The sequence below is a fragment of the Methanothermobacter sp. EMTCatA1 genome, assembly GCF_002356395.1.
GTDB lineage: Archaea > Methanobacteriota > Methanobacteria > Methanobacteriales > Methanothermobacteraceae > Methanothermobacter > Methanothermobacter thermautotrophicus.
The window spans coordinates 1,632,813-1,648,545 of the sequence record NZ_AP018336.1 but is presented as its reverse complement, the minus strand read 5'-3'; the positions used below and the strand labels follow the sequence as shown (position 1 = coordinate 1,648,545).

Sequence of the window (15,733 nt, the reverse complement as noted above, 5' to 3'; positions counted from 1 at the left end):
AACTCAAAAAAACCCATTAAAAAGCTCCAAACCTTGAAATCACCTTAAGGGCTGCCCTGTGACCTCCCCTGAGACATTCTAATGGCTCATATTCCCTGAGCCATTCTGACATGAAACCTGCTGCAAAGGCATCGCCTGCACCGGTTGTGTCGATGGCTCCAGCATCCTCAACCTTCATCTCCAGGGAATGGTCAGCTGAGAAGAAGGACGCGCCCCCTGGTCCATGGGTTACAACAACATTATCAACACCGACACCCAGTAACCTGGAAATCCCTGATTTACGGGACCCCGTGAGAATCTCAAGTTCATCATCATTCAGAAACAGGACCTCCGTTTTCCTGAGTACCGGTTCAAGGACATCGAGGCCATAGCCTGCCAGAAGGCGGCCTGGACTGAAGTAAATCTTCCTGATTTCAGCAACCCTCTGTGCAACTTCAACGTAGCAGCCACTAAGATGGACAGCATCTGCAGCCCTGATACACCGCCCCTCAGGTGTTCCGATCTCAAGTTCTGCATTGGCCCCCATATATGAATATATTGACCTTCTGCCTGAGCCATCAACTGATATGAAGGCCATGCCTGTAGGTTTTTCAACCACGGAAAGACACCCTGTGGATACACCCTCTGATTCCAGTCTGGCTCTTATTATTTCTCCGTACATGTCTCCGCCGGTGGCAGCCACGATGCCTGAACTGAAACCAAGGGCTGAGATCCAGACAGCGAAGTTGAGGGCGGAACCCCCTGGAAGGATGTGGATATCATCTATGTACATCTCAGAGTCAGGTTCAACAAAATCCTGCACCCTGAAGATAAAGTCCATGTTACAGGTCCCGACACTGACAACACGCATCAAAATAAATCACCGGGGGGTGATCATCTCCGCCCCATTAAACCGCTTATGAGTTTCGCAATAACTCCCTGCTTGTCAGGCTCAATTGGCTGGTATTCCTCGCCAATGAGGTCTGCTGCAAGCTTCATGAGGGCGTTACTTGCCGGTGACTTTGGATTCTTAATGACTATCGGCTCGCCAAAGGCGGCTGCGCGGCTTACCTCGGGGTCGTCCGGTATAACTGCAATTACAGGGACCTCGAGTATTGTTTCAACCTCCTCAACACTCAGGAAGGTTTTATCGTACTGTTCACGGTTTATAACAACACCTATTATGTTTATATCCAGTTTACTTGCAACAATCTTTGTCTTGAGGGCATCGCTTATTGATGGCACCTCAGGTGTTGTGACAAGCAGAAGTTCATCTGCAGCTGCAAGGGCTGCTACAGCGTCCTTTTCAAGCCCTGCAGGGGCGTCTATGAGTAGTATATCAGTATCCTCTATAAGGTAGGCCAGGGCATCCTCCAGACGGTCCAGCTTGACATTCCTCAGACCCTCAAGGGATATACCTGCCGGGACGACCCTTACACCGTTTGGTCCCTCATAAACAGCGTCCTCGATTGAAGCATTACCTGCAAGGACATCATGCAGTGTAACGGATTTTCCCTCCATCCCAAGGATTAATTCAAGGTTTGCCATTGCTATATCAGCGTCAAGTACGACAACCCTTTCACCGTAGGTTGAGAGCGCAACACCCAGGTTTGCAGTGATGGTTGTCTTCCCCACACCTCCCTTACCGGATGCAACTGTAATCACTCTTGTCATTCCAATACCTCCAGATAATAATCAGTCATTCCGATATAAATATTGTTACACGCGTCGCCTTTTTCATTACCCTACTTTGAAGACATGCAAGTCCGGTATAAAAATGTTGTTAGTTCTGGACAGGATATCCCGATCCAGGCAACAGTTGACCTTATCTGATCAGCGTATCTCAATACTCACCTCAAAGTTATCCACAATCTCAGGGAAATCCCTGAAGGTCTTCCTGAGCTCCATCTCGACGATGTCCATTATGTGGAACTTGAGTTTGTCCTCCTCCTTGGAGTCCCCCATTATCCTTGAGAACAGTCCCTTACCCTCATGTTCAACCATTATCTTTATCTTCCCACTGAGGTCATAGGCGTTGTCAAGGAATACTATGACCTCAGCACCCTTTATTTTGGGTATTCCAAGTATTGACATCTTTATCTTATTCATCAGGGTGAGTTCAACCCTCTCAGGGTCTATATCTGTAATTGCACCTCCTTTGTATGTCTCAAGAACCCTTTCAACCTCTTCTTCACCGATATCCTTGAGACCATATTTTTTCATGAGTTCATCCCTGCTGAGGGGTTTCCGGGTCTCTTCAGACTCATCTTCAGATTCCTGGACGGTGCCCTCAGTGAAAGAAACTTCAGAAGCCTGTGGAACTTCAGTATATTCTGTTACCGTTGCTTCCTCCTGAGAGGTCTCCTCAGAACTATCATCTGTTAATTCAGATGTTCCTTCATCACCCTCAACCTCCACATCCATACCTGAAGTCACTCCCTGATCAGCCTCGCCAGAAACATCTCCTGTTGAATCAGGAGCCACTTCACTGACCTTAACATCTTCCTCATTTTCAGTTACAGGTTCCCGGGGGGTTACTGGCTGCCTGTAGCTTGCCTCCTTGGGGTTGAAGTAGGACTCCTCCTCAACCTCGGGCATTTCAGTTATCTCAGCCGCAGTCTCTTCGATTCTGTAGATCTTGTTTATATCCATGAGATAGTCCAGCTGTGACCTTTTAAGGTCAAACAGTTCTATCAGGGTGTCTGTTTTATCAGCCACCTCCATTATCCTATCAAGAGCTTCCCCCTTCATGAAACGTCCGTAGGATGCTGCGACATGTGATCCGTCCCTGAAAAGGATGTAACCCTCATCCGATGCATGCGTAACCCTTATGAAGCCGTTGTATTCATCCCTGGCGAGTCTTTCAAGAAGTTCCGTGAAGTCTATTTCATCACCGTAGGATATCTTTGATGGTTTGGTGATTGGAAGCTCCATTACGTTCACTACCCCTTCCTGATGAGTTTGATTTCCCTTGGAGTTATTATAACAACATTCTTCTCCTTATTGCAGATCAGTATAGCCTCAGCTCCGTGGTTCTCCCTCAGATCCTTTATGCGTTCACCGACGGCTGTGAAGTCTTCAGGATTATCCCTCTGAATTTCGGTTAAGTCAAGTATAACCGGATTTTTCTCCTCGATAACCTGGGAAAGTGCGTCCTCCACATCCCCCAAGGATCCTGCCCTCAGTAGGATTATCTCATAAAACGAATGTTCCGGCACTATTATCGTCTCTGTCTCCTCGGATTCCCTTACTTCCTCGTCCAGTCCGACACTTTTTTTCAGCATTTCCAGAATGTCCCTCAACTAAATCTCCCCTATGTATTCCGTGATGACGTCCATCAATCTTGATGCCCCCCCATTTTTAACATCGACAACAGGAAGCCCGAAACGTTTTTCATATTCCTCCATTATTGATCTGTCATTAATGTTTCTTAAATTTAAGGAAATGCCTATAACCTTAGTTGGCTCGAGTGCCTCTATGGCCCTTATCTCCTCTTTTATTCCTCGAGGTTTTCTGTAGGGATGGTTTGGTCTGTGACAGAGCACTGTGGCATCTGGCATTGAACCTATGAGTATCGAAGCTGATAAGCCCCTGGGATGGGGGTTACCCCTTTCAGTCAGACTGGACTGCCCCTCTATGAATATGATGTCAGGGTTCTTTTCCTCCTCAAGGTACCTGACTGACCCCATGATGGCCGCTGCAACATCCATCACCGAAAGACTGCCTGCACGGAAGTTTATATCCACTGGCTGTTCCAGACCCATTTCATCGGTTGATATCACGCCAACCTCAAGGCCCCTCTCAATGGCCTCCTTTCCCAGCAGCCTTGTGGTTGTACGCTTACCGCACTCCTGTGAGGTTCCACCAACAAATACAAGCGGTGCCTTATGCCTGTAATTTATCTTGGGGAGCACCTCTGTGCAGCGTGAAGGGGCTACTCCAAATATCCTCCGGATGTTATCGAGCCTGGGGCTTATCTCCTTTATGGTCACATTCATCCTTTCAGCGAATTTAATAAGTGAAGTGTTCTCTGATAGGGGGAGTGATCTGAAGGAGGTGACAACGTTTTTGCCCTCATTTATTGCCTGGACAGCGTACTTGAGGGCTGTGCCCTCGGCACCTATGGGGAGCATGATGGCAACGCTACGGGCGTCTGTCTCCTTTATAAGGTCAAGAAGGCTTGATGATACCTTAAATCCGCAAAATTCAGTTCCATGTTTTTTGGGGTCGTCATCCACAAATCCTACCGCCTCAACACCCGCAAAGTTTGCGAATTTTTCTCCGCCACCACCACAGCCTATTACTATGAATGGATTCAGCTCCCTGAGTTCCTCCACAGAAGATAATGTGTGCAAATAATCACTCCTTTAATACTTGCTGGAATCAAATAGAAACTGTTAATTAGTTAGTCATACCCATTTAATTAATAAATGCTTAAAGCATATATATTTTAGGTGGAATACTCTGTTTATGGAGGCATAGTATGATAGCAAGAATACTTAAAGATTTAGGTAGGATCAATGGGGTAAACGGTTCCCTTGTTGTTGGTAAGGATGGTCTGGTAATTGAGAGTGAGGTGCCATCTGATATCGATGGGGAACTGGTTGCTGCAATGGCTTCAGCAGTGTTCGGTACCGCCGAGAGGTCAGCCGAGGAGATAAAACACGAGCCCCTTGAACAGGTCATGATTGAGGGTACCAGGGGTAAAACTCTCATGATAGATGCAGGGGAGGGAATACTTGTACTCATAACTGATGTTGATATAAATCTTGGACTTATACGTATAGAGATGAGGAGAAGCGCTGAACGCGTGAAGGACCTCCTGACATAATCTTTATTTTAGTTTTGGGGAGTATAAATTGAGAAAGCCCTACGTTATACTCATTGGAAGTGCCTCAGGTATAGGGAAGTCCACGGTGGCATCTGAACTTGCAAGGGAACTGAGCATAAAGCACCTCATAGAAACAGATTTTATAAGGGAGATAGTCAGGGGTATCATCGGGCCAGATTATGCGCCTACACTTCACAGATCATCCTTTGATGCCTACACAGCACTCAGGGACAAGGAGCGCTTTCAGGGAAATAGTATGGAGTCACTGATATGCGCTGGCTTTGAGGACCATGCCTCTTTCGTAATTCCCGCCATTGAGAAGGTCATAGAGAGGGCTGTTGCAGATTCTGATGACGTTGTTATAGAGGGCGTCCACCTCCTCCCCGGACTCATAAACACGGAAAAGTTCAGTGAAAATGCTTCAATTCATTTTTTTGTTCTGGCGGCCGAGGAGAATGTTCATAAGGAACGCTTCGTCAAGAGGGCCATGGAGATTAAGAGAGGTGGTAAACACCTTGAATACTTCCGGGAGAACCGCGTAATCCATGATTACCTTGTCAGGAATGCGAGGGAACATGGTGTCCCGGTTATCAACAATGATGATATAAACTGTACAATCAGGAGGATGCTCTCCTTCATAAGGGAGAACTGCACCGAGGTGACCCTCCAGCACCCGGTTGAACGGCTGGGTGATGTGATTGACATAATAATAAAGAGACATGGTGGCAGGATTGTTGATGTCTCCTACCCGATACCCGGGTTCTCGCAGCCCCTCAAACGTGAAGTGAACGTATATGATCCGGCTGAAGCTGAAAGATTTGTTAAAAGATTAAATGAGAGTCCCAAGAGGAAAAGAGATCTTGAAAGGCTCTACACACTCTCGAATAATGTTCACAGCCACCGAATATGTGCTCCAGATCCCGAAACTCTTCAGGAGATACTCAGGGAACTGGAAGAGAGTGGACTGGTCTACCATGATGAGGATGGGGACTGAAAGTAAATCCAGTAACATCAAGGGGTGACAGTGTGAATCAGCAGGATATGAAAATTGACTGTCCGGTCTGCGGTGGAGAACGGTGCATGACTGCAGTAACAAGGGTTGAAAAGATTCCCTACTTTGGAGAGATAATGGAGTCAGTACTAATCTGTGAAAGGTGCAATTACAGGAGCACCGACATCATATGCCTCGAACAGAAGGAACCCTCCAGGTACATCATCGAGGCCGGGGAGGATACACTCAACGCAAGGGTCGTTAAGTCACAATCAGCAACCATCAGGATACCTGAACTTGGACTCAAGGTCGAGCCAGGTCCCAGGTCAGCGGGTTACATCTCAAACATAGAGGGCGTTGTTGAAAGATTTGAAACCGCGCTTAAAACCGCCCTGAACCTGTTTGAGGATGATGAATCAAAGGAAAAGGCCTCAAAGATTCTTGAAATGCTCCATGAAGTTCGTGAAGGTGTCAGAAAAGTTACAGTGATAATAGAGGACCCCTTCGGTCAGAGCTTTGTGGGTCACCCCCTGGCCCTGAAGGAAAAACTTTCAGAGGATGAAATAAGGTCTCTGAAAACGGGATTCCTTGTTTTTGAATCAGAAGGGAATGATGATGAGGATTAATCCTCATCCACGTCCCTGAGTTTAAGTGTGCGCTGGATATCCATGGCCATGGAATCACAGTCCGCCTTTATTGCCTCAAGGTGGGCCAGGAGGCGTTCCTTCTCCTGGTTGATCCTTTCAATGTTCTTGTAGGGATATATGCACTCCTTAAGCATTTCATATTCCACTGTTGCATAGGGGTACTGGTTCAGCTGGGTGCAGACCTTTTCAAGGATCTCACCGAGGAACTTGTTCATCTCAACCTTGACTCTCTCACGTATCATCTTATCGCTGTCAAGGTGCTGTTTCATCAGTCTGACAACCTCTGCCTTTGCAAAGGGTAATTCTTCAGTTTCCTCTTCAGTTTCAGTGACATCAGCATTATTATTCTGAAACTCTTCATTTTCCATAATTTCAACCTCCATGGGACTATATCTATGTCAAGGTATATAAATGTATTCCATATAATTGAAGAAACCATCAATTATAATGTTAAGTGGACGGTATCAAATTAAGTAGATTGATGGTTCCAATCACCAGAATTAAAACTCATTTTAGCCCCCTTATTTCAAGGCTGAGGTCAACTGGATGAGCTGAAGCTGTTATGAAACCCATTGATATCACTTCAACGCCGGTAGAAGCATAAAGTTCAATATTATCCGGTTTGATGCCCCCTGATGCCTCCACTATGACATCATCCCGGAGCCCGCGCCTTTCAAGTTCCTCCAGGGTATTCCGGATTGTCTCAGGTGACATGTTATCAAGGAGTACTATATCAGCTCCGGCCTCAGCCGCCCGGACTGCATCATCGGGACTCTCAACCTCAACCTCAACCTTCTTTGTGAAACTCACATGATCCCTCACACGCCTCACCGCATCCTCAATGTTGCCCACAATGGCGATGTGATTGTCCTTGATCATTGCACAGTCATCAAGCCTGAAGCGGTGGGTGTCGCCACCACCAATCCTCACAGCCTGTTTCTCAAACCACTGAAGACCCGGCGTTGTTTTCCTTGTGGCCGCTATCCTTATACCATCATTTACCGCCCTCGCCCTCTGAAGCATGCTCCGCGTCAGGGTTGCTATACCGCTCATCTTCATCATGAGATTCAGCATGGTCCTCTCAACCATAAGGATGTCTCTGGCATCCCCTTCAAGGGTTAGAACCCTCTCACCGCCACTTATGGGATCACCATCATCCTTCCACCTGATGAGGGATATGGAGAACTCCCGGGCCATCATCTCGGCAACGTCAACACCTGCAACAACTCCCTCTTCCCTGGAAACGATATCCGCCACAACCCTGGTTCCCCTGTCAATGAGTGCCTCGGTTGTTATATCCTCAAATCCCACATCGGCCCTGATCATCTCCCTGATAATATCAATCATAAAGATCCCCTAAATTAATATAAATGGAAGAATTATAAATCTTATGTCCAGCAGGGAGATATGCGAAAGAAGAACATTTATGAAAGAGTGATATGATGGAAGTTACATTCCTCGGCACATCATCAGCGGTCCCATCAAAAAACAGAAACCACAGCTCCATAGCCCTCCGCATACCCGGTGAGGTATTCCTCTTTGACTGCGGTGAGGGAACCCAGCGGCAGATGGCCCTTGCAGGAATCAGTCCCATGAAGGTTACAAGGATATTCATAACACACCTCCACGGGGACCACATACTCGGAATACCCGGGATGATACAGTCCATGGGTTTCAGGGGTCGTGAGGAACCACTGGAGATCTATGGTCCGCCAGGGATCCAGGGACTGCATGAATGCATAATGAAGATGGGCTACTTCACCCTTGACTTCGATATCAACGTCCAGGAGGTGAGGGGTGGTACTGTTGTTGAAGAGGATGACTACCGTGTCACCTCAGCCCCGGCCTCCCACTCAGTATTCAACCTCGCATACTGCTTCGAGGAAAAGAAAAGGCCCAGGTTCCTCAGAGAGAAGGCCATTGCACTGGGACTCAAACCGGGCCCGGCCTTCGGGAAACTACACAGAGGCATACCCGTGACGGTCGGTGACAGGGTAATAATGCCTGAGGAGGTCCTTGGAAGCCCCAGAAAGGGCCTGAAGATATGTTACTCTGGAGATACCCGCCCCTGTGAGTCTGTTATAAAACTAGCGGAGGGTGCGGATCTCCTTATACATGAATCAACCCTTGAGGCCGGTAGTGAGGACAAGGCCGCTGAAAGCGGACACTCCACCGCCAGGGAAGCTGCAGAAGTTGCCAGATCCGCAGGGGTGAAGAGACTGATCCTCACACACCTCAGCACACGGTACAAGCGCACCGAGGTCATTCTGGAAGCTGCCAGGGAGGTTTTCCCCATGACTGAGGTTGCAGATGACCTGATGACACTGGAGGTAAAGGCTGATGACTCCAATCCTGAAAATTGAAACAATCTCCAGAGGGAGGTAAAGGCTGATGATCCCACTCCCGAAAATTGAAACCATTCTAATAATAACTGTAACCGTGATGGTGGCGGTCCTCCTTGTTAAGTGGACATCCTACTTCCTCAGGAAGTCAGCCAGAAAATGGGAACTTGACCTCACCCTCATACAGGTCATCAATGACATAATAAAGTACGGTGTTTATTTCATCGCAGCAAGCATAGTGCTGCGGGAACTCGGCATGGACATAACTGCGATAACCGTTAGCCTGGGAATAGCAGGTGTTTCAGTGGGTTTTGCATCAAGGGACATCATATCCAACTTCATATCCGGGATGTTCATCCTTGCAGATAAGAGCTTCAGGGTGGGTGACACCATCGAAGTTGCCGGCCAGCGGGGCAGGGTCAGGAGGGTTGGATTCAGGACAACGACGATAGAAACTCCGGAGGCCGGACTGGTGACGGTTCCAAACTCCACCTTCTCAAAAACAGCCTATGTAAATTACAGTGCTGAGGACCGTAGGAGGGTTGAACTGAGGGTCAACCTTGACTATGACATCGACCTGGAGAAATTTGAATCCGATGTGAAGGACATCCTCATGAGGGTTCCCGGGATACTGAAGGACCCTGAACCCGGACTGATCATACTGGAATTCACTGATACTGGCATCAGCGCCAAGGTAACTGCCTGGATCCCTGACCCTGACAGGGTGACAAAATACAGGTCCGTCATTGCCGGTCATGTGAAAAAAATCCTGAGGAAATACAGAGAAGGGTCATAAATGAAGAAAACAAGACTCTACGCACCCCTCATATGCCTTTTTTTCATCATGCTAAGTTCAGGTATCATAATAAAGGGATTCGAGGACTACAAGGCCCTTGAAAGATCAAGGACCCACCTTGAGAATTACAGGAATGCTCCCAGGGAGCTATTTGACCCTGTCCCCAGCAGCAGCGCCGGCTCCGGTGACCCTGTCATTGGAAGGCTCATCATACCCAGCATAGGGGTGAAGTGCTGGATAAGGGAGGACACCGTAAATGCCTATGAATCAGTATACCACTATCCTGAAAGCGTTATGCCGGGATCTGGTGGGGAGTGCGGAATCCTCGGACACAGGACAACCTACTCAGGACCCTTCAGGAAGATCGGAGCGCTGAGGAAGGGTGACCGGGTAATCATAGAGGATACATCATCCTCCATCCGCTACATATACGCTGTGACATCCAATGGTGATGATATAAGGTGGGACTACAAAACAAACCCTGTGAGGTTTTCCCAGAGCGGGGATGCAAGGCTAATGCTCATAACATGTTATCCCCCCTGCCAGAAGAAGGCTGCGTGGATAACACACTGCAAACTTGTAAAGAAGGAGAACATCTAAAGCGGGGGTTTTAGAATAATTGAAGAGATAGTGGGTGAAATCCTGGAAATTGATGGTGTCGAGGGGGTTATCATAACCGACAGGTCAGGGGAGATCCTCTACGGTGCCGGATCATTCAGCAGGGACGTGGGATCAATGGCGCAGGTGATGGCCGATGCCTCAGGTAAACTCATAAACCGGGCAGGGCAGGGGGAATACAGGTCAGCCGTGATGGAGTTCCCTGGCGGGAAGATGGTGCTCCTGAACGACAGACACCAGTTACTCGTAATGGCTGACAGGAGATCCAATCTCGGGAGGATTATTCTTCTTGCAAGGAAGACCATGCGCAAACTCTCAGAACCTGATATGGCCAGTGAACTGGCTTCCCTGAAGACGGCCATGGCCCCTGATAGGGATGAAGCTACAGTTACAGAACCAGAATACACTGCTGTTAGAGGAAAGCCCAAAATCAGCGAGGTTAAGGACTCAGATGTATCTGATACGCCTTTACTAGAATCCGATGCTTCTGCAGATTCCTCTGAATCTGATGCCATGGATGATGAAGCTGGAATGGTCGTCAGACCCCCTGAGGGCGAATCAGTGCCTGATGAGGGTGACCGTGAACCCATGGAATCACCCGGAATACCCGAGGTCAAACCTCCACTCTCACTACCCGAACTGAGGCCCCTTGAGGTCCCTGGTGACCCTGAGGGGCAGATCGAAACCGCCCTCACAATCTACGAGAACGTACTCCTTGCAATGTCAATCGGGGCCAGCAAGATAATGGGGGTTGCCCCGGCAGGTGGGATGCTCAGAAAGTCCCTTCCCTACAGTGAATGCCCTGAAACACTCAGAGACGTGAAGGTACTGGGAAGCGCATCCCTCGACTTCAGAAGGCTGAGAGAGAACATAGCGGGCTCAGGTCACAGTCTCGAGAAGATTAAGGAAGACTTCGAGAGGATAATCACGGCCATAACAGAAAATTATGGTCGTGTTATGGGGTATGATGCGTTCAGGGGGATGATAAGGCCCGAGTTCACCAGGATCCACAGGGCCTACAGTGATGTCATGGATGCACTTGGAATAACCGGGACCATTCACCCGGAGCTGAGGAAGATATGGGAGGAATGATCTCCTAAAAGAGGGACCACAAAAAACCTTCATAAAAGATAATACCGAAAACCCACTTCAGACAAAAAAGGTCTCATGGAAATCTTTATAAAACATAAGATTCTATTAATAACTGCATTAATTCTTAATTTTACTTATGATAACTCTCAGTAGGGATGCTTATGTTAAATCAGCTACAAAGAGACATTCTAAGGTTAAAGAAGGAAAAAAATGCAATCATACTCGCCCACAATTATCAGAGTAGAGAGATACAGGAGATTGCAGATTTCAAAGGGGATTCTCTTGAGCTCTGCATTGAGGCATCAAGGATAGAGGGAAAGGATATTGTCGTCTTCTGTGGAGTGGACTTCATGGCCGAGACAGCCTACATACTGAATCCTGATAAGAAGATCCTGATACCTGACAGGGGTGCTGAGTGTCCCATGGCACACATGCTCAGTGCAGAGGATGTGAAAATGGCCAGGAAGAGGTATCCTGATGCCGCCGTTGTTCTCTACGTTAACACCCTCGCAGAGGCGAAGGCCGAGGCTGATATCCTGTGCACATCATCAAATGCCGTCAGGGTTGTTGAAAGCCTTGACGAAGACCTGATTCTCTTTGGACCCGACAGAAACCTTGCATGGTACGTCCAGCAGCATACAGACAAAACTATAATACCCATACCAGAGGAGGGGCACTGCTATGTCCACAAGATGTTCACAGCCGGCGATGTAATGGCCGCAAAGGAGAAATACCCCGAAGCCGAGCTCCTCATACACCCTGAATGTGACCCTGAGGTCCAGGAACTTGCTGATCACATTCTGAGCACAGGAGGAATGCTCCGAAGGGTCCTTGAATCGGACGCCAAGAGTTTCATAATCGGGACAGAGGTTGACATGACAACACGCATCAGCCTTGAATCAGACAAGAAGACCATACCACTCCTTGAAGAGGCCATATGCGAGAACATGAAACTTCACACCCTTGAGAAGGTCAAAAATTCCCTTATAAAAGAGGAATTTGTTGTTACGGTCCCTGATGAAATCGCCAGGAGAGCCCGTAGGGCTGTTGAGAGGATGATCGAAGTATCAACATAGAGATCATGCCCACACAGATCCCTGAAAACCCCTGAATGAGATCATACCCTCACAAGATGGTACCTTCGTGATCCAAGACCAATCTCTTCTGCATAAACCAGCTGGTACCCTGAATCAACCTCAGTCCAGACCCCCCTGAACTTATCAGCGCCCTCCTCAAAATTCTTCTCAAGCATGGACCCCCTGAGGCCCAGCTGCTGGTTCACAAGATCATAACTTGCAGCATCTATTGCAACGGGATCACTGGAGACCAGTATCCCTATATCGGGTACGATGGGATAATCACTCCAGGGCACACAGTCACAGTCAGGTGTTATGTTCGTAAGGAAATTGAAGTATGCAATCTTACCCTCCTTACCTTTAATAGCGCCAAGGGAATATTCCATCATCCTTTCAATGAATGCTGGCACATCATCTTCCCAGTTAAGATCATAGACCTCATTTGGGCAGCTGTCCATACAGTTCATACAGGCTATACACTCATCATATTCAATCTTAACACCATCTTCAGTGAGGGTGATGGCCTCCACAGGACACTCCTCAACACAAACACCGCAAAGGTCACAGTCACCCATTATTACAGGTTTTGCGCACTCATGCTGTTCCAGTTTCCCATGGAGTGTTGCACATCCCATTGCAAGGTTTTTAAGGGCCCCTCCAAAACCACTCATCCCGTGACCCTTAAAATGGGACACCACAACCATCCCTGAGGAGTCATGGATGTCACCGGCTATCTTCACAGTATCAAAATGCTTCTGATTCACCTCCACGAGCCTTTCATTCCCCCCATGGAGTCCGTCCGCAATTATAAGAGGAGCACCGACAACCGCATAGTCAAAACCGTTCAGTATTGCGGTAACAAGGTGATCAACTGAATCATGCCTGGAACCATAATACAGTGTATTTGTATCGGTCAGAAAAACCTTCGCGGCGCTATCCTTGACCTTATCGACAATATGCCTTAAAATCACTGGACTTACAAAGGAATCATTCCCCCTTTCCCCAAAGTGGACCTTCACAGCCACCACATCATCCTCTGAGAAAAGATTGCCGCATACCCTCTCAAAGAGTTTCCCTATCTTACTCCCCTTATTCTCATCAGCAGATCTCGCCCTGAGGTCTGCAAAGTAAACCTTAGATGCCACAGAACATCCCTCCTATAAGAGATATCATCAAACAGAATATATAACCACCGATCACCTGCTACCTCCTTGAAGACCCCTCAGAGCACTTCAAAGAAAAGAGACACCAGTAATACAGTGCAAAGCATTAAATGTAATCCATTGACATATTTATATACACAGAAGGTGGAGAATTTGAAGAAAACCTGTTCTAACTTTTATAGATGTCTTTTTCTGGTTGCTATTTGTTTTTTCTGTGGAGGTAATGCATCGGCAACCCAGTGGGATGTGGGGTCAGGTCAGATCTACACCTCGATCCAGGCAGCAATTGATAATTCCAGCACCCTGGACGGTGACATTATCAATGTATACTGTGGAACCTATCATGAGGATGTCACCGTCAACAAGAAACTCATAATACAGGCTAATAACGGCGATGATGTGGAAATAAATCCTGCTAACACAGCATTCACCCTGGTAAAGGATGGAACCGGTGATGGCAGCGGAAGCACGATAAGGGGCTTCATAATAAACAGCCCTCCCCATGGTGTCGGGATTAATATAAGTGCAGATAACTGTAAAATTGAAAATAACAGGATTAATGGTGGTAAAACAGGAATCGCTGTTTCAGGATGCAACACCACAATCTTAAATAACGTTATTTCTGGTCCTCATGAGAATGGTATATTTGCTAACATTTCCCAGGGTTTCTTCACGGTTTCCGGAAACCGCATATTAAACATGAATGGTGATGGAATCATCTGTGGGGTTACTGTTTCCACGAACGGGACTTTAGACAGTTTTAATCTAAGCGGGAACACTCTGTCAAATATAAGCACTTCTAATGGTGCCGTATTCGGATTTCAGCTTGGAAAAAGCAAGGGTGCCGGTGGAAACCCCGAGCTGGCCAGTGTGGCCAGTTTAGTGGTTGCAGGGAACATCATTGATGGTGTAACTGCCTTCAGTGCCATTATGGGAATGGAAATAGTCAGTGATAGCGTTAATGCCATCATATCAGGTAACAGAATCTTCAATTTACAGGGTTCTGCCAACAGTTCTGTCTATGCACTTGAAGCAGCCATAGTGGGAAATGGGACCGTTGAAATATCCAAAAATATAATATCCTCCATAGTGGCGGGGCAACAGGCAGTTGGAATGGTTATCGTTGCCATCGGGGACCTTAAAATGGAAGGTAACCTTGTATCAGGTATCAGCAAAGCCAGTGCATCCGTAGCCATGTTAGGCCTGGGCCTCCTAAACAATGCAACCCTGAAAAATAACATTGCTTCAGATATCACCTCCCCGGGTGTGGCTGCAGGGATTGTGGGTGTTGCCCTGGCACATCTTGAAATGATCCATAACATGGTAAATGGAGTAAATGGAACCCGTGACGTTTCCATGGTGGCTGCAGGCTTTAACACAACAAGGGTCACCGGTAACAACATAGAAGGGGATGGCGCAGGGATAGGTATAGTGATCTGCTCACCAGACGGGACAATAAACTACAACCGTATCGCCAGCTACGAATATTATATCCAGAACTTTTTATTTTCCAACTTCGGGCCCAGCATCGATGAAATGCTTAAACCCCTCGATGATGCCATTAAAGAGCATCCAGAATTGGAACCCATCCTGAAGCCCATACGGGACGACATGGACAGACTCTTCCATCAGCTGGAAAACAGTAACACAAACGCCTCCTACAACTGGTATGGCACCAACAATCCTGATACCGCTAAATTCTTCCCTGGCAATGGAACCCTGAATTATTATCCCTGGCTGGTTCTGAAGATCGATGCAAGTCCATCCACCATAAATCCCTCTGAAACCTCAACCATTACCGCCAGTGTCTACCATGATGTGGCTGGTGGTGATCACAGTGCAGATGCCGCCCTCTTCTTCAGCGGCCCACGGGTGACCTTCACAACCAGCCTGGGGAACCTGGGCAGTAAATCTATAACAGTCCCCTGGACCAATGGTATGGCCATTACGGTTTTAAGGGCTGATGAAGGCCCGGGTACTGCCACAGTAACCGCCAGAGACTACCAGCTCGTTCAAACCACTGTAAATATTCGGGGATCTCCAGGTCCTGGCAACAGGACAAACACCACAACCGTCGTGGGGATGGAGACAACCGGTTCACCGGTGGCAGGGATCATAGTCTCCATGCTCCTGGTTCTTGGAGGCCTAACATCCGCCAGAAGACTTTAATCCCCACCCACCTTTTTTTATAGATTACC

Annotated in this window: 17 protein-coding genes; 9 read left to right on the top strand and 8 right to left on the bottom strand. The window is 47.6% G+C overall.

Annotated features, from left to right (window positions below):
- Window positions 1–16: 16 nt before the first annotated feature.
- The 5 genes from tca_RS08825 to tca_RS08805 form a co-directional block, all read right to left on the bottom strand.
- A complete protein-coding gene (locus tag tca_RS08825) occupies window positions 17–850 on the bottom strand; it encodes a carbohydrate kinase family protein (protein WP_245942920.1) in 834 nt (277 codons plus the stop codon).
- A 23-nt stretch (window positions 851–873) separates the two neighbouring features.
- Window positions 874–1,653, bottom strand: a complete 780-nt coding sequence (locus tca_RS08820; protein WP_115892874.1) for a septum site-determining protein MinD — start codon at window positions 1,651–1,653, stop codon at window positions 874–876.
- 159 nt (window positions 1,654–1,812) lie between these two features.
- Complete coding sequence (locus tca_RS08815; protein WP_170130339.1) at window positions 1,813–2,913, bottom strand: DUF2226 domain-containing protein; 1,101 nt, start codon at window positions 2,911–2,913, stop codon at window positions 1,813–1,815.
- A gap of 8 nt (window positions 2,914–2,921) precedes the next feature.
- On the bottom strand, window positions 2,922–3,281 hold the full coding sequence (sepF, locus tag tca_RS08810) for a cell division protein SepF (RefSeq protein WP_010877440.1): 360 nt from the start codon (window positions 3,279–3,281) through the stop codon (window positions 2,922–2,924).
- A complete protein-coding gene (locus tag tca_RS08805; protein WP_269899379.1) occupies window positions 3,282–4,334 on the bottom strand; it encodes a DUF1611 domain-containing protein in 1,053 nt (350 codons plus the stop codon). It abuts the gene before it with no gap.
- Window positions 4,335–4,462: 128 nt separating this feature from the next.
- Between tca_RS08805 and tca_RS08800 the strand changes: the two genes are divergently transcribed.
- Genes tca_RS08800 through tca_RS08790 form a run of 3 tightly spaced genes read left to right on the top strand, consistent with a single transcriptional unit; the run spans window position 4,463 to window position 6,427 of the window.
- Complete coding sequence (locus tca_RS08800) at window positions 4,463–4,810, top strand: roadblock/LC7 domain-containing protein (RefSeq protein ID WP_010877438.1); 348 nt, start codon at window positions 4,463–4,465, stop codon at window positions 4,808–4,810.
- A gap of 28 nt (window positions 4,811–4,838) precedes the next feature.
- The gene (locus tca_RS08795) at window positions 4,839–5,804 is read left to right on the top strand and encodes a 3H domain-containing protein (RefSeq protein WP_269899378.1); all 966 of its coding nucleotides are present in this window, start codon (window positions 4,839–4,841) and stop codon (window positions 5,802–5,804) included.
- A gap of 32 nt (window positions 5,805–5,836) precedes the next feature.
- Window positions 5,837–6,427, top strand: coding sequence for a ZPR1 zinc finger domain-containing protein (locus tca_RS08790; RefSeq protein WP_115892869.1), 591 nt, complete (start codon window positions 5,837–5,839; stop codon window positions 6,425–6,427).
- On the opposite strand, the gene tca_RS08785 is transcribed toward tca_RS08790, so the two are convergent.
- Entirely contained in the window at window positions 6,424–6,816 is a 393-nt protein-coding gene (locus tca_RS08785; RefSeq protein ID WP_048061151.1) for a hypothetical protein, read from the bottom strand. The two genes, tca_RS08790 and tca_RS08785, sit on opposite strands and share 4 nt — an antisense overlap.
- A 139-nt stretch (window positions 6,817–6,955) precedes the next feature.
- A complete protein-coding gene (gene nadC / locus tca_RS08780; RefSeq protein WP_269899377.1) occupies window positions 6,956–7,795 on the bottom strand; it encodes a carboxylating nicotinate-nucleotide diphosphorylase in 840 nt (279 codons plus the stop codon).
- 95 nt (window positions 7,796–7,890) lie between these two features.
- Here nadC and rnz point away from each other — a divergent pair, with 95 nt between their 5' ends.
- The 5 genes from rnz to nadA all read left to right on the top strand — a co-directional run bounded on the left by rnz (window position 7,891) and on the right by nadA (window position 12,372).
- Window positions 7,891–8,811 carry a ribonuclease Z gene (rnz, locus tag tca_RS08775; protein ID WP_269899376.1) on the top strand — a complete coding sequence of 307 codons (921 nt, stop codon included), beginning with the start codon at window positions 7,891–7,893 and terminating at the stop codon, window positions 8,809–8,811.
- A 28-nt stretch (window positions 8,812–8,839) separates the two neighbouring features.
- Window positions 8,840–9,586 carry a mechanosensitive ion channel family protein gene (locus tca_RS08770; protein ID WP_269899375.1) on the top strand — a complete coding sequence of 249 codons (747 nt, stop codon included), beginning with the start codon at window positions 8,840–8,842 and terminating at the stop codon, window positions 9,584–9,586.
- Entirely contained in the window at window positions 9,587–10,186 is a 600-nt protein-coding gene (locus tag tca_RS08765) for a class E sortase (RefSeq protein ID WP_286708881.1), read from the top strand.
- A gap of 30 nt (window positions 10,187–10,216) precedes the next feature.
- A complete protein-coding gene (locus tca_RS08760) occupies window positions 10,217–11,296 on the top strand; it encodes a roadblock/LC7 domain-containing protein (protein ID WP_269899373.1) in 1,080 nt (359 codons plus the stop codon).
- Window positions 11,297–11,457: 161 nt separating this feature from the next.
- Window positions 11,458–12,372, top strand: a complete 915-nt coding sequence (gene nadA / locus tca_RS08755) for a quinolinate synthase (protein WP_115892864.1) — start codon at window positions 11,458–11,460, stop codon at window positions 12,370–12,372.
- A gap of 41 nt (window positions 12,373–12,413) precedes the next feature.
- Here nadA and tca_RS08750 read toward each other — a convergent pair whose 3' ends face one another.
- Window positions 12,414–13,517: a DUF362 domain-containing protein gene (locus tag tca_RS08750; RefSeq protein WP_115892863.1), complete on the bottom strand. Its 1,104-nt coding sequence runs from the start codon at window positions 13,515–13,517 to the stop codon at window positions 12,414–12,416.
- A gap of 162 nt (window positions 13,518–13,679) precedes the next feature.
- On the opposite strand from tca_RS08750, the gene tca_RS08745 reads away from it, so the two are divergent.
- Complete coding sequence (locus tag tca_RS08745) at window positions 13,680–15,704, top strand: NosD domain-containing protein (protein ID WP_115892909.1); 2,025 nt, start codon at window positions 13,680–13,682, stop codon at window positions 15,702–15,704.
- Window positions 15,705–15,733 lie beyond the last annotated feature (29 nt).